At 69.0% G+C, this 18,200-nt stretch carries 14 protein-coding genes and 4 tRNA genes; 4 read left to right on the top strand and 14 right to left on the bottom strand.

Going from position 1 to position 18,200, the window contains the following annotated elements; genetic code table 11:
- Positions 1-386: 386 nt before the first annotated feature.
- Complete coding sequence (gene murA, locus ACWGLC_RS16680; RefSeq protein ID WP_452100907.1) at positions 387-1,670, bottom strand: UDP-N-acetylglucosamine 1-carboxyvinyltransferase; 1,284 nt, start codon at positions 1,668-1,670, stop codon at positions 387-389.
- Positions 1,671-1,742: 72 nt separating this feature from the next.
- On the opposite strand from murA, the gene ACWGLC_RS16675 reads away from it, so the two are divergent.
- Positions 1,743-2,315, top strand: a complete 573-nt coding sequence (locus ACWGLC_RS16675; RefSeq protein WP_452100906.1) for a cob(I)yrinic acid a,c-diamide adenosyltransferase — start codon at positions 1,743-1,745, stop codon at positions 2,313-2,315.
- Positions 2,316-2,318: 3 nt separating this feature from the next.
- Here ACWGLC_RS16675 and ACWGLC_RS16670 read toward each other — a convergent pair whose 3' ends face one another.
- From ACWGLC_RS16670 to ACWGLC_RS16640, 7 genes are all read right to left on the bottom strand, one after another.
- Positions 2,319-3,203: a LuxR C-terminal-related transcriptional regulator gene (locus tag ACWGLC_RS16670; protein ID WP_230931517.1), complete on the bottom strand. Its 885-nt coding sequence runs from the start codon at positions 3,201-3,203 to the stop codon at positions 2,319-2,321.
- 183 nt (positions 3,204-3,386) lie between these two features.
- Complete coding sequence (locus ACWGLC_RS16665; RefSeq protein WP_452100905.1) at positions 3,387-4,673, bottom strand: CobW family GTP-binding protein; 1,287 nt, start codon at positions 4,671-4,673, stop codon at positions 3,387-3,389.
- The gene (locus tag ACWGLC_RS16660) at positions 4,661-5,446 is read right to left on the bottom strand and encodes an enoyl-CoA hydratase (RefSeq protein WP_452100904.1); all 786 of its coding nucleotides are present in this window, start codon (positions 5,444-5,446) and stop codon (positions 4,661-4,663) included. Before ACWGLC_RS16660 ends, ACWGLC_RS16665 begins: the two co-directional genes overlap by 13 nt.
- Positions 5,447-5,518: 72 nt before the next feature.
- Entirely contained in the window at positions 5,519-8,761 is a 3,243-nt protein-coding gene (locus tag ACWGLC_RS16655) for an arabinosyltransferase domain-containing protein (RefSeq protein ID WP_452100903.1), read from the bottom strand.
- A 235-nt stretch (positions 8,762-8,996) separates the two neighbouring features.
- Positions 8,997-9,073, bottom strand: a tRNA-Phe gene (locus ACWGLC_RS16650).
- Between the two features lie 47 nt (positions 9,074-9,120).
- A tRNA-Asp gene (locus ACWGLC_RS16645) sits at positions 9,121-9,197 on the bottom strand.
- A gap of 481 nt (positions 9,198-9,678) precedes the next feature.
- Positions 9,679-9,751 (bottom strand) — tRNA-Glu (locus tag ACWGLC_RS16640).
- Positions 9,752-9,853: 102 nt separating this feature from the next.
- Here ACWGLC_RS16640 and ACWGLC_RS16635 point away from each other — a divergent pair.
- From ACWGLC_RS16635 to phoU, 3 genes are all read left to right on the top strand, one after another.
- A tRNA-Lys gene (locus tag ACWGLC_RS16635) sits at positions 9,854-9,929 on the top strand.
- A 141-nt stretch (positions 9,930-10,070) separates the two neighbouring features.
- Positions 10,071-11,249 carry a tRNA dihydrouridine synthase DusB gene (gene dusB / locus ACWGLC_RS16630; RefSeq protein WP_452100901.1) on the top strand — a complete coding sequence of 393 codons (1,179 nt, stop codon included), beginning with the start codon at positions 10,071-10,073 and terminating at the stop codon, positions 11,247-11,249.
- Between the two features lie 81 nt (positions 11,250-11,330).
- Complete coding sequence (gene phoU / locus ACWGLC_RS16625; RefSeq protein ID WP_452100900.1) at positions 11,331-12,107, top strand: phosphate signaling complex protein PhoU; 777 nt, start codon at positions 11,331-11,333, stop codon at positions 12,105-12,107.
- 157 nt (positions 12,108-12,264) lie between these two features.
- Here the strand turns inward: phoU and pstB are convergent, their stop codons facing one another.
- The 6 genes from pstB to ACWGLC_RS16595 form a co-directional block, all read right to left on the bottom strand.
- Positions 12,265-13,041: a phosphate ABC transporter ATP-binding protein PstB gene (gene pstB, locus ACWGLC_RS16620; RefSeq protein WP_230931511.1), complete on the bottom strand. Its 777-nt coding sequence runs from the start codon at positions 13,039-13,041 to the stop codon at positions 12,265-12,267.
- A gap of 9 nt (positions 13,042-13,050) precedes the next feature.
- Positions 13,051-13,962, bottom strand: a complete 912-nt coding sequence (pstA, locus tag ACWGLC_RS16615) for a phosphate ABC transporter permease PstA (RefSeq protein ID WP_230931510.1) — start codon at positions 13,960-13,962, stop codon at positions 13,051-13,053.
- The gene (gene pstC / locus ACWGLC_RS16610; RefSeq protein WP_452100899.1) at positions 13,962-15,014 is read right to left on the bottom strand and encodes a phosphate ABC transporter permease subunit PstC; all 1,053 of its coding nucleotides are present in this window, start codon (positions 15,012-15,014) and stop codon (positions 13,962-13,964) included. Before pstC ends, pstA begins: the two co-directional genes overlap by 1 nt.
- 128 nt (positions 15,015-15,142) lie before the next feature.
- Complete coding sequence (gene pstS, locus ACWGLC_RS16605) at positions 15,143-16,255, bottom strand: phosphate ABC transporter substrate-binding protein PstS (protein ID WP_452100898.1); 1,113 nt, start codon at positions 16,253-16,255, stop codon at positions 15,143-15,145.
- 250 nt (positions 16,256-16,505) lie between these two features.
- A complete protein-coding gene (gene mshD / locus ACWGLC_RS16600) occupies positions 16,506-17,447 on the bottom strand; it encodes a mycothiol synthase (protein WP_452100897.1) in 942 nt (313 codons plus the stop codon).
- Positions 17,444-18,133: a winged helix-turn-helix domain-containing protein gene (locus tag ACWGLC_RS16595; protein WP_452100896.1), complete on the bottom strand. Its 690-nt coding sequence runs from the start codon at positions 18,131-18,133 to the stop codon at positions 17,444-17,446. The genes mshD and ACWGLC_RS16595 overlap by 4 nt, the downstream gene beginning before the upstream one ends.
- Between the last annotated feature and the right edge of the window lie 67 nt (positions 18,134-18,200).

The following is an 18,200-nucleotide window of genomic DNA, read 5'->3' as shown; positions in this document are numbered from 1 at the left end:
AACCGCCGCCCTCCCGGGCAACTTCTCCAGCCTAGCAGCAACAACTCCCAGTTCCGAAACCGGGCATTCTCACCGCCACACTCTCGAAGCCGCACCCCTTCGGGGCAACTTCTCCAGCCTAGCAGGCTCTCCGTCCCCGGTCAAAACCGGGACTTTCTCGAACCCGCCTCGCAAGAAGCAACCGCCCTGGTCCAAGGCCCGGAACCTCTCGGCCCGAACCCCGCTCCCTGGCGGCTCCGATAAAGTTACACGCACCCCAACACAACACCAAATCCCCAGGTCAAACAGGGTATCTCGAGCATCTGTCCGAGCAACTGCACTTCGGACGCGGCACCAAGCGGGTCCGAAACCGCCCTAAACCTCCCAACAACGGGTAGGGATCCGGCCTATCGCTGGGTCGGGACCCGTTCGATGTCGCCGCCCAGGGCACGGACATCTCCCACGAAGTCGGAGTATCCGCGGTCGATATGGAAGACCTCGCTCACCTCGGTGACATCGTCGGCGCACATGCCGGCCAGTACCAGTCCGGCGCCCGCGCGGATGTCGCTCGCCCACACGGTGGCCGAATCGAGCCGTTCGCGTCCGACGATCTTGGCGTGGTGACCGTCCGTCTCGGCATCGACGCCCATACGGACCATCTCCTCCACGAAGCGGAACCGCGCTTCGAAGAGGTTCTCGGTGACGACCGAGACTCCCTCGGACACGGAGGCGAGTGCGATCGCCATCGGCTGGAGGTCCGTGGGGAACCCGGGGAACGGAAGCGTCCGGATGTCCCGGGCGCGGGGCCGCCCCTCCTGGCTCACTCGAACCCAGTCGGTCCCGGTCTCCACCTCGGCACCGACCGCTCGAAGGTTCTCGAGCACCACGTGGATGAACATCGGGTCGATTCCGCTGACCTTGACGTCGCCGCGGGTCATCACCGCGCCCATCGCCCAGGTCGCAGAAACGATGCGGTCGCCGATCACCCGGTGGGTCACGGGCGTGAGCCCGTCGACCCCCTCGATGGTGATGGTGCTCGTACCGGCGCCGCTGATGCGCGCGCCCATCTCGTTGAGCAGGTCGCAGATGTCCACGATCTCGGGCTCACGGGCGGCGTTCTTCAGCACGGAGGTCCCCGGGGCGAGCACGGCCGCGGTCACGAACGTCTCGGTGGCGCCGACGGACGGAAAACTCAGGTTGTAGGAGGCGCCTCGTAGCTCGGTCGCCTCGGCAACCAGACGACCGTGGTCCATGTGGGTCTGCGCGCCCAGGGCGTTGAGCCCGTTCTGGTGCCAGTTCAGGGGACGACTGCCGATGGCGTCGCCGCCGGGCATCGCAATAACCGCTCGGTGATGCCGTCCGACGAGCGGGCCGAGGATGCACACGGATGCCCGCAGCCGCTGGGCCGCCTTGTCGTCGGCGACATGCCCGAGCTCGGACGGGGTGTCGATGACGACCGTGCCGTCGCTGATCTCCACCGCGCATCCGAGATGCCGCAGGACATCGGCCATCGCCGGAACATCGGAGATGCTCGGGCAGTTGGTCAGCGTGGTGCGGCCCTCCGCCATCAAGGCGACGGCCATCAGCTTCAGCACGCTGTTCTTGGCGCCGGCGACGGCGATCTCGCCGTTCAGACTCGTTCCGCCTCTGACGAGGAAGCTCTCCTCGCGGGACGTGGGGTTACCGCTCACGGGTCCACAGTATGCGAGATCTCGCCCGGAACCGCGGAACGACGTGGTGGTCGGCCGCGTAGGTTGACTGTCATGGCTGTTCATCTGACGAAGATCTATACCCGCACCGGCGACGACGGCTCGACCGGGCTGTCCGATTTCTCGCGCGTGAGCAAAAACGACCCCCGGTTGGTGGCGTACGCGGACTGCGACGAGGCCAATGCGGCGATCGGCGTGGCGATCACCCTCGGTGGTCTCGACGACCGGGTGGCATCCGCGCTGCGAACGGTGCAGAACGACCTGTTCGACGCCGGGGCCGACCTCGCGACGCCGATCGAGGAGAACCCCAAGTACCCGCCGCTGCGTATAGAGCAGGCATACATCGATCGCCTCGAGGGCTGGATCGACGAGTTCAACGAGGAACTGGCGGACCTGACCTCGTTCATCCTGCCGGGCGGCACGCCGGCCGGCGCGTACCTGCACGTGGCGCGCACGGTGGCCCGCCGCGCGGAGCGGGCGGCGTGGGCTGCGGTCGAGGCCCACCCCGAGACCACCTCGGTGCTGCCGGCGAAGTACCTCAACCGGCTATCGGACCTGCTGTTCGTGCTGGGCCGTGTGGCCAACCCCGAGGGCGATGTCCTGTGGGTGCCGGGCGGCGAGCGCTGACGATCAGGGCAGGGCGCCCATCCGGCGGGCGGCGTTGACCGCCTCGAACCGGGTGTGCGCGTCCAGCTTGCGCATCACGGAGCGCAGGTAGCTCTTGACGGTCTCCGCGCCGATACCCATGTCGGCGGCCGTCTCGATGTTGGTCTTGCCCTGGGCCACGCAGGCCAGCACGTCGAGCTCGCGGCGCGAGAGCCGCGCGGTGGGCATCTCCGGCGGCGGGGAGACCATCTCGGCGCAGATGCGCTCGAGTTCGGCCCGGACGTCCGGGTCCTCGGTGCGAGAGGCCAGCATCCGCAGCCGGGCGTGGGTCTCCCGCATCCGCTCGTTGGACAGCACCTCGTCCCAGCGGCCCTCGCCGGCGCCGGGCCCGACGGGCGCGGCACCGCGGGCGGCGAGCGCGTCGTTGACCGCGATCTCTTGTTCCAGGGCGCGCGCGGTCGCGGCCATCTGGTTGAGGACCTTCTCGCCGAACCGGACTGACGAGTGCACGCCCGCGTACAGCACGGCGCGGACGTCCTTGCCCACCACGACCGGGATGGCGGCCATCGACCGCAGCCCCTCGGACAGCACCGGCAGGTCGTACTCGTGGGTGATCACGCCGGCGCGCGGGTAGTCGGCCACGCCGACGGGCTTGCCGGTGGCCATGACACGTCCGCCGACGCCGGCACCGTAGTGGACCATGAGGTCCTTCATGGCCGAGGTGCGCATTCCGAGCGACTCGGAGAGCACGAGGGTGTGCCCCTCCCCGACCACGCCACCGATGGTGACGGGGATACCGGTGGAATCCCGCAGCGCGGCGATCGCACGACGGACCGAAGCAAGATCCCGCTTGCGCTGCTGAGCGTCGCCGGTCACGCCACCGCTTCGGCCGCTCTTCTCCTCGTCCACGCGGTCTCCTCACTCGTCCGTGCACCACCCCCACAGCAGGGTCGTCTGCTCCCCCCGCACGTGCGACACACCACTATCGTCAGCGCCACTATACGCACGTGGTCGGGGCGCCGCCGACCGGATCTCGGACTCGGTGGCCGAGCGGCCGGGGGTACCGGTGCTCACTTCCCGCCCGAGCCCGCCTCAGGGGGTGAAGGCTGGATCGAATGCCTCGGGATCTTCGGGGTCCACCATCATCGCGGCACTGCCGGTGACCGGCGTGGACCGCTGCTCGTCGTAGATCCATTCCTCCACATCGCTGGAGTCCGGGTCACCGATCAGGTACGGGTGCAGGCCCAGCGCGGCATCGGCGTCGACCGTCTCGCCGGGTGACAGCACCGCGTCGTCGAGGAAGCCGGCGACGTCGTCGTCGTCCATCTCCACGCCGATCACCACGAGACCGTCAGGTACCGCTCCCCCGTCGTCGACGGCCGCGTCCTCACCCACGGCGCGCAGTTCGAGCCGGCGCCCCACGAGCGCCACCTCGTAGCGGCGCGGACCGTCGACGGTGGCCAGGGTCAGTGTCCCCTTCGCGCGATACGCGCCGGTGGGCGGTGTCGCGACGGTCGTGAGGAAACGGCGCGGGTGCAGGTACCCGGCGGGCCTGACGGTGACGGCGGTGTAGGCGTCGTGGAGGTGCGGGTGGTCGTGGTGCCCGGGGTCGCCGTGGTCGCCGCCAACCGGGCCGTCCGACTCGGCCGCCGCGGTGGTCGCTGCGGTGGGCACCGCGGTGGGGGCGACGCCCAACAGCAGGCCGGCGGGAACGGCACCGCGCACCGCGGGCAGCACCGGGACGCGCGGCGCGTGGGCGCGGATCGTCGTGCGCAGCGCAGTGAACCGCTCGCGGGTGACGAGGTCGCATTTGTTGACGACGACGAGGTCGGCCTCCGCGAGGTGCGTGGCCAGTCGCGGGTGGCGCGCCATGGCGTCGTCAAGGCCTTCGGCGTCGACCACCTGGATCATCCCGGCGTGACGCACGATGTCGCGGGGTACGTCATGCACCATCCGCGACAGGATGGCCGGCTCCGCCAGTCCGCTGGCCTCGATCACCGCGAGATCCATGCCGAGCTCGGGGTCGGCCAGGCTGATGAGCGCCTCGCCGAGTTCACTGGCGTCGACCTCGCAGCAGACACAGCCGTTGGCCATCGAGACCATCGAGTCGACCTGACCGGCGATCGCGCCGGCGTCGACGTTGATGTCGCCGAAGTCGTTGACGATGGCCGCGATCCGCAACCCGGGCGCGCCGGAGAGCAGGTGGTTGAGCAGGGTCGTCTTCCCGGCGCCGAGGTAGCCGGTCAGGACCAGGACCGGCAGGGGCTCGCCGGGGGCGCGGTGGATCCCGGGTGCGGGTGCGGGGCCGGACTCGACGTCCCGGCCCCGCGCCTCACCCTGCGGCTGCTGACTCAGCGGCGGTTCGATCAGCGCTGCCACTCGGGCTTGCGCTTCTCGGCGAACGCAGACATCCCCTCGGTCTGGTCCTCGGTGGCGAACAGCGCGTAGAAGGCGTTCTGCTCGGCGAGCAGCCCCTCCTCGAGCGTGGTCTCGAAGGACCGGTTGACGGCCTGCTTGGCCACCGCGGCGGTGGTCTTACTCATGGAGGCGATCTTGTCGGCGACCTTCATGGTCTCCTCCAGCAGCTCGGCGGCCGGCACGACACGGGTGACCAGTCCCGAGCGCTCGGCCTCATCGGCGTCCATCTGGCGGCCGGTCAGGCACAGGTCCATGGCCTTGGCCTTGCCCACGGCGCGGGTGAGACGCTGCGAGCCGCCCATTCCCGGGATGACCCCGAGGGTGATCTCCGGCTGGCCGAACTTGGCATTGTCGCCGGCGATGATCATGTCGCACATCATGGCGAGCTCGCAGCCACCGCCGAGAGCGAAGCCGGAGACGGCCGCGATGATCGGCGTGCGGGCGGTGGTGAGGCGCTTCCAGTCGTGGAAGAAGCGCTCGAGGTAGATGCCCGGGTAGGTCTTGTCCTTCATCTCCTTGATGTCGGCGCCGGCCGCGAAGGCCTTCTCCGAACCGGTGATGACGATGCAGCCGACGCCGGGGTCGGAGTCCAGCCCCTCGACCGCCTCGACGACCTCCTTCTCCATGGCGCTGCTGAGCGCGTTGAGCGCCTTGGGCCGGTTGAGCGTGATGATCGCGACGCGATCCTTCTGCTCGACGAGGATGTTCTCGAACTGCTTTTCCGTCACGGACATGCGGTGTCTCCAGTCTGCGTCAGCGGTTACTTGGAATTCCTTGTAAAAAGCTCCGGGCCCGATGCTAGCCCGTCACCGGGCCAGCGGTCCCCCGTTCCACAGCCCCGACCGTACGACCTCGCCGTGCCCGACGGTCGCTGGCGTCGCCTCGGGGAGGATCGGCGTGTACCGCACGAGGGAACCCCAGTCGCGGTCCCAGTCGTGCTCGAGGTAGGTGGGCACGGTCTCGCCCTCCTGGAGCAGCTCGATGAACCCGAGTGGCCCGCCACCGTCCCAGTCCTGCCAGGTGTTGGTGGAGCTCACGGCCAGGCCGCGGTCGGGCAGAACACGGTATTCGGGCAGCTCGTGGATGCCGGCGAACTCGTCAAACGGACGTAGGCACGGCACGTGGAACGCCACGGCCCAGTCGGGCAGCACCGGACGGGTGTGGCCGACCAGCTCCTGCATCGTGACGAGCTCCGGCATGCGCGGCGGGGTGAACGCGATCCACCGCGCCGGGTCCGGATCGAGGTCGCGCACCACCAGCCGGATCGCGGTGACGTCGGCGGGCATCGAGTCCATGGGCACGCGCAGGTTGCGCCATGCCGGCGCGGGGCCGATGTCCTCGGGCACCACCACGCCGGCGGGCTGGAACGGCTGGCCACTGGTCGCGTACTCCACGATCAGCGCGTCGCGGGCGAACTCGCCGGCCACGGCGACCGTGATGAGCGGGTGCTCGTCCGAGCGCTCCGGCAGCGGGTACCAGTCGGTGGTGGTCTCGGCGTTGAACTGCGCGCCGGTCTGGTGGCTGCCGAGTACTGGCACCCGTCCCGGGTCGAGGCCGAACGGCAGCACCGCGTGGCTGCCGTTGATGCCCTCGGCCATGCGAACGCCACCCTCGGTCCCTGCGGTCGTCGACGTGGTGTCGGACCCCTCGCCGGTGCCGGGCGTGTCGGTGTCGGCGGCCTGGGTCGCCGTGAGGTCGGTGCCGATACCGTCCGGGTGGAACCGGACGGCCTCGCCGCCGGCCTCGAGCTGATCGCGCGGCTCACCGAGGGGCTCCAGGAGCCCGGCGTTCGCGTCGGGCTCGGCGAGGACCGCGTCGGCGATGCCACACGGTTTGCCGGCCAGCGCATTGAGGTTCTGCAGACCCACGGAGTAGGCGGGGTACTGGTTACGTACCGCGGCCGCCATCGAGGCGACGATGACGACGACGACGAGCGCAGCCGCCAACCCGAGGGGCGCCTCCGACAGATCCCGCGCCAGGCGGACGACGGGGCCCCGATCGCGGGGCGGGGTCTCCTGCCCGGCCCGCGTCATGAACGGCTCGCGATAGTGCAGGACCAGGGCGGCGAGCAGCGACAGGAGCATCAGCCCCAGGAACACCGACGACAGGGCGATCCCTCCGATGGAGGGCTGGGCACCGCCCCACGGGATGCCGTAGATGGAGATGTACCACCAACCGTTGGTGGAGGTGAAGCTCAGCGCCAGGATGAAGAACACGGCTGCCAGGAACAGCATCCGGTTGCGCAGCGAGCGGGTCGCCGCCGGCAGTACCGCCATGGTGACGAGCGCGGCGAGCGCGGCGCCGATGGTCGCGAATGCCCCGAAGTGGTGGGTCCACTTGGTGGGGTTGAGCGCCATGAACACGATCGACATGGCGGCCATGCCGACGATGCGGCGAGCAGGCCCGACCGCGACGCCGGGGATCCGGCCCTTGCGGAACAGGATGGCCGCGCAGGTGATGAGCGACAGGAACATGGCCAGCACCCCGAAGCGGCGTGCGAGCGAGCCGTCCGGCGTGGGGTTCAGGAGCCACTCGTAGCGCCAGACCTCCTCGTACCAGCTGCCGCTGGGGCCGACCTCGCCGAGCAGTGAGGACGACTGCAACGTGGTGACGAGCGGCTGGTCGAGGAAGATCAGGTGCAGGATGCCGAGCCCTGCCGCGACCAGCGGGGCGATGGTGGGGATCCATCCGTCCCGCCTGGCTCTACGGATGATGAGCAGAAGCAGCGGCCGCGAGGCGGCGATGATCACGGCGATGCAGAACGTGCCGGTGGGCGCCGCGGACAGCGTGAGCCCGCCGATGATGAAACCGATCGCGGCCGGCAGGAGCCGGCCGGTCGCGAGTGCGCGCTCGAGCGAGACCCAGGTGGCCAGGACACCGAACGCGATGATCGGCTCGGGGCGTAGCCCGTTGTTGTAGGTCAGCCAGAAAGCGAGGAAGACCGCCGCCGTGCTCCAGCGGACCGCGGCCGCGCGTCGGGCTGCGATGCCCAGGCGCGGGATGACCTCTCGCGAGAGCAGGATCCACGAGCCGATACCCAACAGCAGCGCCGGGAGTCTCAGCCACACGCTGCCGAGCGTGAACGTACTGATCGCCGTGTACAGGTAGTACGGCATCCCGAACGGCGCATACGGAGCTCCGTAATATCGGAACACCTCCGGCATGTATCCACTGGAGACCGCCGCACGCGCCTCGGTGAGGATGTAGCCGTCGTCCGCGGTGTTGGCGCCGATGATGTGCCACACGAGGAGGATCGCCACCACGAGCAGGTCCAGCGGTCGCGGCTTCCACCAGCCCGGCGGCAGCACGCGTCGCCCGGCCCGGCCGTCGCGGAGATCGAGTCGGTGCAGTGCCACGAGCGACACGAGGATCGCGAGGATGCCCACCACGATCGCGATCTGCTTGATCACGGTCGCATGCGTCGTATAGCGGGAGTCCACGGTGATGTCGACGGACATGCCTTCCGGCGCGGCCCCCTGGAGATCGGAGAACACGCCCACGACCTGGGGGCGTAGGTCCTCCTCGACCCGACCGCCGATTCCCTGCCCGTCGACCTCGAGGCCCAGGAACTCCGCGCCGATGGATCCCGAGTCGGCGACGACCCGGATCGTGGAGCATGCGCCGGGCGCGGCCACGGCATCAGTGGGCGCCGAGGCGATGAGTGCGTTGCGGCTGCGCACCTCGACGTTCGGGCCCGCGACCGACACCATGAGGGCGCGCGCGCCGGCCTCTTCGCCTGCCTGACGTGGCGCGGTGGAGACCAGCACCCCGTCTTCACGCCCCTGGTCACGCAGCTCCTGCACCGCGGTACAGGGGACGTCGACGGTGATGTCGAGCGGGTAGTAGGCGACCAGAGGTGCAGTGACCGGGTCGACCGTCCCGTTCTCGGGCCAGCTGATGGTCGAGGTGGTCTGCGTGACGGGCAGCAGTGGCACCACGATCGCCAGCAGAATTCCGATGAGGCCGCTGACCGCGGCGACGACTCCCCATCGCGGCCCCTTCCGGGGCTTCTCGGGAGCGGCGCGGACCTCGCTGGCAGTCGATGGCATGGCGTCCACGCTATAACGAGCACCTGACAATCCCTGAAACCGTGTGACCGTTCGGTGACCCCCGGCACCGCGCGTCGCTGCCCGCCCGCCGGTCACGGCCTTCCGGGCCGCGCGCTCCGGAGATGACGACCCGGAAAATGCGACGTGGACAGGGCATCGCAACAGAGATGGCGCAGCATTTATGCCGCAGAAATGACGAACGCGCCGAAGGGATTACCTCCGACGCATCATGTCGTGGTGGCCAGGGCCGGGATCGAACCGGCGACCTTCCGCTTTTCAGGCGGACGCTCGTACCAACTGAGCTACCTGGCCCTAAGACAACCGGCGCATCCGGTGAAACCGAATGCGCCGGTCATCTCTGGCGACCCTGACGGGACTCGAACCCGCGACCTCCGCCGTGACAGGGCGGCGCGCTAACCAACTGCGCCACAGGGCCTTGCTCTTCGCTGTGCTCTTCGCACGAGAAAGAACATTAGTAGACGCGATGCGGATAACGCAAATCGGGCAACCCAGACCGTGCTTTGCACAGGTCAGGACGCTTTTCTTCGGGTGCTCGATGCCCGCGGCCCGCGACCGCGCATCGCGCACCGCCTGCAGCCCGGCCGATCCCATCCGGACCCCCTCCCAGGAGGACGCACTCTCCACCCTCGCCCCCGTCCGTTGGGGCCACACACCCTCCACCTTCCCTCCGGCTCCTTACACCGGCCCGTTGCGCTGCCCCTCGGTCGACTTACGCACCAGGTCTGCTCAGATCGGTGCTACTTACGCGCCCGGTTTGGTCCATTCCGGACGCGCAAGTCCATCGCAGGCACAGGTACAGGTGCCGCTCGACCCGGCCGGCCGCCCCTCCGCCCGAACTCCGAAATGCAGGAAGTCCCGGCCACCACCACCGTGGTGACCGGGACTTCCCGATCGCGTACCCCCTACGGGATTCGAACCCGCGCTGCCGGCGTGAAAGGCCGGTGTCCTAGGCCGCTAAACGAAGGGGGCGCCGCCACGTCCGGGGTCACCGGTCCGCAGCGGGATTCAGTCTAGGGCACCATCCGCCGGGCGACTAAACCGCCCGCGGAAGCGACCGGTATCGTGTCCGATGCCCCTATAGCTCAGTTGGTAGAGCTACGGACTTTTAATCCGCAGGTCGCCGGTTCGAGCCCGGCTGGGGGCACCACTACCTCTCGGCCCAGGCGCAGGTGCAGACCGGGGCATCGACCTCGGCCGATACCGAATCCGCCGCTCTGACGCCGCTGCCGCCCTGCCCCGCCGGGTGCGCATTTTGGACCTGCCCGCCGAGCGCTGGGACACTTACGGTATGTCCGCTCCCACCGCCCCGTCGGCACCCGCACTGCGCATCGGCCCCTACGCGCTCGACTCACCGGTCGTCCTCGCGCCGATGGCCGGTGTCACCAACGTCGCGTTCCGCACGCTGTGCCGTGAGTTGGAGCAGGAGCAGCAGGGTTCGGTGTCGGGTCTGTACGTGTGCGAGATGGTCACCGCGCGGGCGCTGGTCGAGCGCCAGCCGGCGACGCTACACATGGCCACGTTCGCGCCCGAGGAGTCTCCCCGCAGTCTGCAGCTGTACACGGTGGATGCCGAGTACACGTACCAGGCGGCCAAGATGATCGTCGACGAGAACCTGGCCGACCATATCGACATCAACTTCGGATGCCCGGTCCCCAAGGTCACGCGCCGCGGTGGCGGGTCCGCGATCCCCTACAAGCGCAGACTGTTCCGTTCGATCGTCGCGGCCGCGGTCCGCGCCACCGAGGGCACGGATATCCCTGTCACGGTGAAGATGCGCGTCGGGATCGACGACGAGCACCACACCCATCTCGACGCCGGCCGGATCGCTGTCGAGGAGGGCGCCCAGGCGGTCGCGCTCCACGCCCGCACGGCCGCGCAACGCTATTCGGGTGAGGCCGACTGGTCGCAGATCTCGCGTCTGGTCGAGCACGTCGGCGCCGTCTCGGACGTGCCCGTGCTGGGCAACGGCGACATCTTCTCCACCGAGGACGCGGTGCGCATGGTCGATGAGACCGGCTGCGCGGGCGTCGTGATCGGCCGCGGCTGCCTGGGCCGGCCGTGGCTGTTCTCCGAGCTCGCCGCGCGCCTGTCCGGCCGCGAGGCCCCGACCCCTCCCACGCTCGGCGAGGTCTCCCGGATCATGTACCGCCACGGCGAACTCCTCGCGCAGCATCACGGGGAGGACAAGGGGATGCGCGACATCCGCAAGCACGTCGCCTGGTACCTGCGCGGTTTCCCGGCCGGCTCGGAGAAGCGTGTGGCCCTGTCCGCCGTCCGCACCCTCGACGACCTGGCGGAGATGCTCGCCGATCTGCCACCGGACGAGCCGTTCCCCGCCGACGGTTACGGCCCGCGCGGCCGCCAGGGCTCGCCGTCGAAGGTGCTGCTCCCCGAGGGCTGGCTCGACGATCCGGAGGATGACGCGGTGGCGCTCGAGGGCGCCGACGCCCAGAACTCCGGCGGCTGATCCTCGTCCCTTCCGAGATGTTCACCGGGCGTTCATGGCTGCTCCCCGATCGCGCGGTTGACATGCGGGTACCCTGTTGACATGCGTCTTGTTTACTCCGAAGAACTCGCGGACCTGGCCACGTCCATGGCCAGAATGTGCTCGTTGGGTACCGACAACATGGAGCTGGCCACGCACGCGCTGCTCCAGGTGGATCTGGTCACCGCCGAGAAGGTCCTCGAGTCCGCCTCGGAGATGTCACGTCTGGCCACGGAGAACGAGGAGCGTGGTTTCGCGCTGCTGGCCCTGCAGGCCCCGGTCGCGCGCGATCTGCGCCAGGTGGTCACGTCCATCCAGCTCGTGCAGGACCTCGTCCGGATGGGCACGCTCGCGTGTCACGTCGCGAAGATCGTCCGGCGTCGCCACCCGGAGCCTGTACTGCCGGAGCCGGTCAACGGTTACTTCGCCGAGATGGGCCGCGTCGCCGTCTCGCTGGGCCGCTCGGCCACGGAGGTGCTGCTCAACCGGGATGCGGAGCAGGCAGCGACTCTCGCCCAACAGGACGACGCGGTGGATGATCTGCGCCGCCACCTGTTCACCCTCCTCACCGTGCGGGAGTGGAAGTACGGGGTCGCGTCGGCGGTGGATGTCACGCTGCTGGCCCGGTACTACGAGCGCTTCGCGGACCACGCCGTCGAGGTCGCGCAGCGCGTGATCTTCCTGGCGACCGGCGAGTACGCCAATCTGGGCGAGGACGACCCGGACCATTCCTCGACCCCCAACGAGGAGCTGGTCCGCCGGTTCACCGAGACGGACCGCAGCTTCCAGGAGCGGCGCGCGAACGGCCCGGCCTCGGGCGACGAGCCGTCCGGGGAGTGACGGCCGCCGGGACGGGGTCGACGACGACGAGACGCCGCGGCCCCGGCCCCACCCACTCGGGAGGACGCCCCTCCCCCGACGCATGACATCAGAACCGCCCCGGTTCCGGCCAGTAGACCGGAACCGGGGCGGTTCTGATGTGGAGGGTTGTCTCGGCTCAGCCGAAGCGGCCGGAGACGTAGTCCTCGGTCTGCTTGTTCTCCGGGTTGGAGAAGATCTTCTCGGTCGCGTTGACCTCAACCAGCTGGCCGGGCATGCCGGTGGCCTCGAGCGAGAAGAAGGCGGTCTGGTCGGACACGCGCGCGGCCTGCTGCATGTTGTGCGTGACGATCACGATGGTGAACTCGCTCTTGAGCTCGGAGATGAGATCCTCCACCGCGAGCGTCGAGATCGGGTCGAGCGCGGAGCAGGGCTCGTCCATGAGGAGCACCTGGGGCTCGATCGCGATGGCGCGGGCGATGCACAGACGCTGCTGCTGACCGCCGGAGAGGCCGCCGCCGGGCTTGTCGAGGCGGTCCTTGACCTCGTTCCAGAGGTTGGCGCCGCGCAGCGACTTCTCGGCCACCTCATCGAGCTTCTTCTTGTTCTTGACACCCTGCAGGCGCAGGCCCGCGACCACGTTCTCCTTGATGGACATCGTCGGGAACGGGTTGGGACGCTGGAACACCATGCCGATGGTGCGGCGTACGGCGACGGGATCGACGCGCTTGTCGTAGATGTCCACGCCGTCGAGCTTGATGGAGCCCTTGACGGAGGCGCCCGGGATCTCCTCGTGCATGCGGTTCAGCGAACGCAGCACGGTGGACTTGCCACAGCCGGACGGCCCGATGAAGGCGGTCACCGAGCGCGGCGGGACGTGGAGATTGACGTCCTTCACGGCGTGGAAGTCGCCGTAGAAGATGTCGACGTTCTCGAGGTCGAGTCGCTTGGCCATTGGGGGTCCTTACTTCGTCTTGGGCGCGAGCGCCTTGGCGGCGAACGTGGCGAGGACGTTCGCCAGCGCGATGATGATGATGAGGGTGAGGGCGGCGCCCCAGATCCGGTACTGGCCGGCTTCGTTAGGGTTCGAGAGCTGGTTGTAGATGAGCAGCGGCAACGAGGCCATGTTGCCCTCGAACAGGTCGTAGTTGTAGCTCGCCGTGTAACCCACGAGGATCAGCACCGGGGCGGTCTCGCCCATGACGCGGGCGATCGCGAGGAACATGCCGGAGATCATGCCGGACAGTGCGGTGGGGACCACGACGCTGACGATGGTCTTCCACTTGGGCACGCCGAGCGCGTAGGAGGCCTCGCGCAGCTCGTCCGGGACCAGTTTGAGCATCTCCTCGGTCGAGCGCACGATCAGCGGCAGCATGAGCAGCACGAGCGCGAGGGCCACCGCGAAGGCGCTGAGGCTCAGCTGGAAGAACGTGACCCACACGCCGAAGATGAAGATGGCGGCGACGACGGAGGGGACGCCGGCGAGGACGTCGACCATGAAGGTCGTGGGCTTGGCCAGCCTGGACTCGGGGTACTCCACGAGCATGATGCCCGCGGCGACACCGAGCGGGATCGAGATGACGGCCGCGATGAGCGCCTGGACGAGGCTGCCGTAGATCGCGTGGCCGACGCCGCCGGCCATGGAGGACGGGGCGACGAGGAAGAACGAGTTGGTCCACCAGGTCGGGTTGAGCACCGCGGGCAGGCCCGAGGCGATCACCTTGTAGAGCAGTGCGACCAGCGGGATCACGGCGAGCACGAAGCACACGGTGAACAGGACCGCGGCGGCCTTGTCCTTGACCTTGCGGCTGCCGGAGATCGGCAGGAAGGTCTCGGCCGGCTTGGCCGGCTTGGCGAGGTCTGTCGTGGGGGACATCAGCCGTTGACCTTTCCACCGGACACCGAGCGCGCGATGAGGTTGACGATGAACGTGAGGATGAAGAGCACCAGGCCGGCGGCGATGTACGCGCCGGTGGGCAGCGGGTGGTTGAACTCGGCGCTACCGGAGGCGATCTTCGAGGCGAAGGTGAAGCCGCCGTCGAACAGCGACAGCGTGCTCGGCGAGCTCGCGGCACGCAGGATGATGAGCACCGCGACCGTCTCGCCGAGGGCACGACCGAGCGCGAGCATCGAGCCCGCGATCATGCCGGACTTGGCGTACGGGAAGCAGGTCATCCGGATCTTCTCCCACTTGGTGGCGCCCAGGGCGAGGGCGGCCTCCTGGTGGAGGGAGGGGGTCTGGCGGATGGTCTCGCGCGACATCGAGGTGATGATCGGCAGGATCATGATCGCGAGCACGATGCCGGCGGTGAAGATGGTGCCGCCACCGGCGATGGAGACGTTGCCGTTGCTGAAGAGGAAGAACCAGCCGAGGTTCCGGTTGAGCCACTCGGCGAAGGGCACCATCCACGGGCCCAGCACGAGGAGGCCCCACATGCCGTAGATGATCGACGGCACGGCGGCGAGCAGGTCGATGAGCGCGGACAGCGACCGGGACAGCTTCACGGGCGCATACTGCACGAGGAACGTGGCGATGCCGATCGCGACCGGCACGGCCAGCAGCAGGGCGAAGATCGAGCTCAGCACCGTGACCTTGAGCAGGTCGAGGATGCCGAAGCGCATGTTCTCCGGATCGGTGGTGTTCCACTCGGACGAGGTGAAGAAGTTGACCTGGTCCTGCATCACCGACGGGGTCGCCTGGGTGACCAGAACGATGCCGATGAGCGCGATGAGCGCGACGATGACAGCACCCGCGGCGACGGTGAGGCTGCGGAAGACGGTGTCCCACTTCTTCGAGGACTTGGCGTCCAGAAGACTGGTGTCGCCGCCCGTGTCCGAGTTCGGCGCGAGACCGGAGCCGGGGTTGAGCGCGCCGGAGCCGGCGCTGTTCTTGTCGGCGTCGCGGTCGACGGATTCGTGAACTGTCATGAGACCTTCAGTCGCTCGGGGAAAAAGCGGTCGTGCCGGGCAGATTGTGCGGTTCAGCGGCTAACCGCCTCAGCCACCGGGCCCGCCCCGCGTACGTTGCGGGCCCGATGACCGAGGACGCGGGCGGATCAGGTGATGCTGTTGATCGCGTCGGTGAGCTTGCCGCGGAACGCGTCCGGGATCGGGATGTAGCCCTCGGCCTCGAGCTGGCCCTGGACCTCTTCGTTCACGGCCACGTTCAGGAAGGACTTCACGGCCAGGGCCGTCTCGGGATCGGAGTAGTGCGAGCACACGATCTCATAGGTCGGCATGATGATCGGGTACGCACCCCCGACCTCGGGGACGTAGAACGACGAGGTGTCGATGACCAGGTCGTGCGAGTCCTCGTGCAGGAGCTTGGCCGAGTCGATGGTGGTGCCGGCGGTCTCGGCGTTGAGCTCGACACCCTCGGCGTCGGCCGGGGTGATGACCTTGACCATGCCGAGGTCCTGGCTCTTGGCGTAGGACCACTCGGTGTAGGTAATGGTGCCCGGGGTCTGCGCGACGGCCGCGGAGACGCCCTCGTTGCCGCGGGCGCCCTCGCCCACGCCACCGTTGAAGGTCTTGCCGGCCTCGTGGCTCCAGGCGTCGCCGGCGGCGGCCTCGAGGTACTTCTGGAAGTTGTCGGTGGTGCCCGACTCGTCCGAGCGGAAGATCACGGTGATCTCCTGGTCGGGGAGCTCGACGCCCTCGTTCTCCGCGGCGATGGCCGGGTCGTTCCAGTTGGTGATCTCGCCCTGGAAGATGCGGGCCAGGTTCTCGGCGGACAGCGCCACGTCGACACCGTCGAGGTTGTAGGCGATCGCGATCGGGCCGAAGACGGCCGGCAGGTTCCAGGCCGGGCCCTCACAACGCTCCTCGGCGGCGAGGTACTCGTCGTCCTTGAGCGGGGAATCGGAGCCACCGAAGTCGGTCTGGCCGCCGATGAACTCCTTGACGCCCGAGCCGGAGCCGTTCGAGTTGTAGTCGAGCGTGTGGCCGTCACAGCTCAGGGCGTAGGAGTTGGCGAAGATCGTCATCGCGTTGTTCTGCGACGAGGCGCCGGACGCGTTGAGGGTCGCCTTGCCACCGCACTCGACACCGGGCAGAGCCTTGGCGGCCGTCTCGTCACCGCCGCCGGTGTTGTCGTCGGAGCAGGCGGCGAGGCCGACCGTCGTCAGGGCGGCGAGCCCGAGCAGGGCACCGGTGCGCTTGAAGTCCACAGATTCTCCTTGGTTCGTCCGGCGGGCTCCCCACCGGGCTCGTTCGTGGCGACTCTCGTCGCGTCGTCGGGCCGGGCGAACGCCCCGACGGGGAGAGAACCTAAGGCTCTGACGTGAACAACCCCGCGAATACAGGTGAACGGTGAATGAACTGCCAGCGTGGGGGCTGTTCACCTGGGTCAGAGGCGACCGCCACTGGCACCCCCACCTGGGGCGTTCCTGAGAATCCCTCACGGAGAGCCAGCCGAAATCAACGGGAGGTATAGGTCACATCAACGTGTTCGACCCCGAACCCGAGCCTCTCGTAGGTGCGGATCGCCGGACGGTTGTCCCCCTCCACATAGAGGACGACGGACTCCGCACCGGCGGGCCCCTCCAGGTACTCGACGCCCACCGAGGTGAGCACGCCACCCAGGCCGCGCCCCTGGTCCGCGGGGTCGACGGCCACGACGTAGACCTCGCCCTCCACCGGTTCACCGGGCTCGGCGACGGTCTTGGTCCAGTGGAACCCGGCCAGCCGCGGCCCGCCGGAGGTGTCGACCGCGAGGAACACCGCCCCCGTGTCGACCCAGTCCACGGCCAACCGCTCGTCGAGCTGCGCGGCCGTCCAGCCGCCCTGCTCGGGGTGCCAGTGGAAGGCCGCGTTGTTGACGCGCAGGAACTCGGAACGGGCGTCCATGCCCGGCCAGCGCTCGCCGCCCTCCGACACCGCCTCGGCGAGCGTGCCGAGTTCGATACCCTCCACCGCCCGCCGCTCCGGCAGCGCCGGCCCCTCGGAGCCGCGTCGCCGCATCTTGAGCAGCTCGCGCGTGCGTGTCAGTCCCACCGAGCCCGCGAGAGCCACCGCGGAGGGCAGGTCGCCGTGCGCCCAGACGGCGGCGGCGGGTTCGCGTTCGAGGACGGCGCGCAGGAGCTGCGCGCCGATCCCCTGCCGCCGATGGTCGGGATGGACCACGAGCTCGACGGTCGCGTCGTCGCCGGTCCCGTCGATCTGCGCGTAGCCGACCGGCTCGCCCTCGGCACCACCGGCCCGCGCCACGAGATGCCGCACCGCGCGGGCCTCGGCACCACCGTGCAACGCGCGCAGGGGTTGTTCCCCGAGCGGCGCCACGCCGTCGGCCACCTCGGCCGCGCGTGCCACCGCCTCGATCCGCTCGGCGTCCAGCGCGTCCGGTGCCGTCTCGACGATCATGCGTCCCCTCCGTCTTCCCTGGGGTCCGTGGGCCGGACCGCCTTGTACCCGACGTTACGGACAGTGCCGATGAGGGACTCGTGATCCGGCCCGAGCTTGGCCCGTAGCCGCCGCACGTGCACGTCGACGGTGCGGGTGCCGCCGAAGAAGTCGTAGCCCCAGACCTCCTGGAGAAGCTGCGCCCGGGTGAACACGCGCCCGGGGCGCTGGCACAGGAACTTGAGAAGCTCGAACTCCTTGTACGTGAGGTCGAGCGGCCGCCCCTTGACACGGGCGACGTAGGTCTCCTCGTCGATCACCAGCTCGCCGACGGTGATGAGGCCGGAGCCGTCATCGTCGGGAGATGTGTGCCTCGCGGCCGCCAGACGGAACCGGGCGTCGACCTCCGCGGGGCCGGTGGTCGGCAGGAGGATGTCGTCGAGGCCCCAGTCGCCGCTCACCGCGATCAGACCGCCCTCGGTGACCACGGCGACCACCGCGACCTCCCCCGTGCCCGCCAGGAGCCTGCACAGGGCCCGGGACGCGGCCAGATCGGTCCGCGCGTCGACCAACACGAGCGCCGCATCGGCCAACTCGCCCACCGACGAGGCCTGTGGCGGCAGCACACTCACGGTGTGCGGCAGCAGGGGCAGCGACGGCACGACGGCGTCCGGGTCTGCTTCCACGCTGAGGAGCACCACTTCCATGTCGTTTCCTCTCCGCGTGGGGAACGGGATGATACTAGCGAGCGACACCCGCGTTTCCGTGAATGGA

The sequence above is a fragment of the Dietzia sp. NPDC055877 genome (assembly GCF_053615975.1).
Note: the sequence above shows the minus strand (reverse complement) of the source record. Positions and strands in the feature narration are given on the sequence as shown.

Coding starts and splice junctions, on each gene's coding strand:
- pstC (WP_452100899.1), bottom strand. CDS start 15,014: ATGACAGTTCACGAATCCGTCGACCGCGACGCCGACAAGAACAGCGCC.
- ACWGLC_RS16655 (WP_452100903.1), bottom strand. CDS start 8,761: ATGCCATCGACTGCCAGCGAGGTCCGCGCCGCTCCCGAGAAGCCCCGG.
- mshD (WP_452100897.1), bottom strand. CDS start 17,447: ATGATCGTCGAGACGGCACCGGACGCGCTGGACGCCGAGCGGATCGAG.
- ACWGLC_RS16660 (WP_452100904.1), bottom strand. CDS start 5,446: ATGTCCGTGACGGAAAAGCAGTTCGAGAACATCCTCGTCGAGCAGAAG.
- dusB (WP_452100901.1), top strand. CDS start 10,071: ATGTCCGCTCCCACCGCCCCGTCGGCACCCGCACTGCGCATCGGCCCC.
- pstB (WP_230931511.1), bottom strand. CDS start 13,041: ATGGCCAAGCGACTCGACCTCGAGAACGTCGACATCTTCTACGGCGAC.
- ACWGLC_RS16595 (WP_452100896.1), bottom strand. CDS start 18,133: ATGGAAGTGGTGCTCCTCAGCGTGGAAGCAGACCCGGACGCCGTCGTG.
- pstA (WP_230931510.1), bottom strand. CDS start 13,962: ATGTCCCCCACGACAGACCTCGCCAAGCCGGCCAAGCCGGCCGAGACC.
- phoU (WP_452100900.1), top strand. CDS start 11,331: ATGCGTCTTGTTTACTCCGAAGAACTCGCGGACCTGGCCACGTCCATG.
- ACWGLC_RS16675 (WP_452100906.1), top strand. CDS start 1,743: ATGGCTGTTCATCTGACGAAGATCTATACCCGCACCGGCGACGACGGC.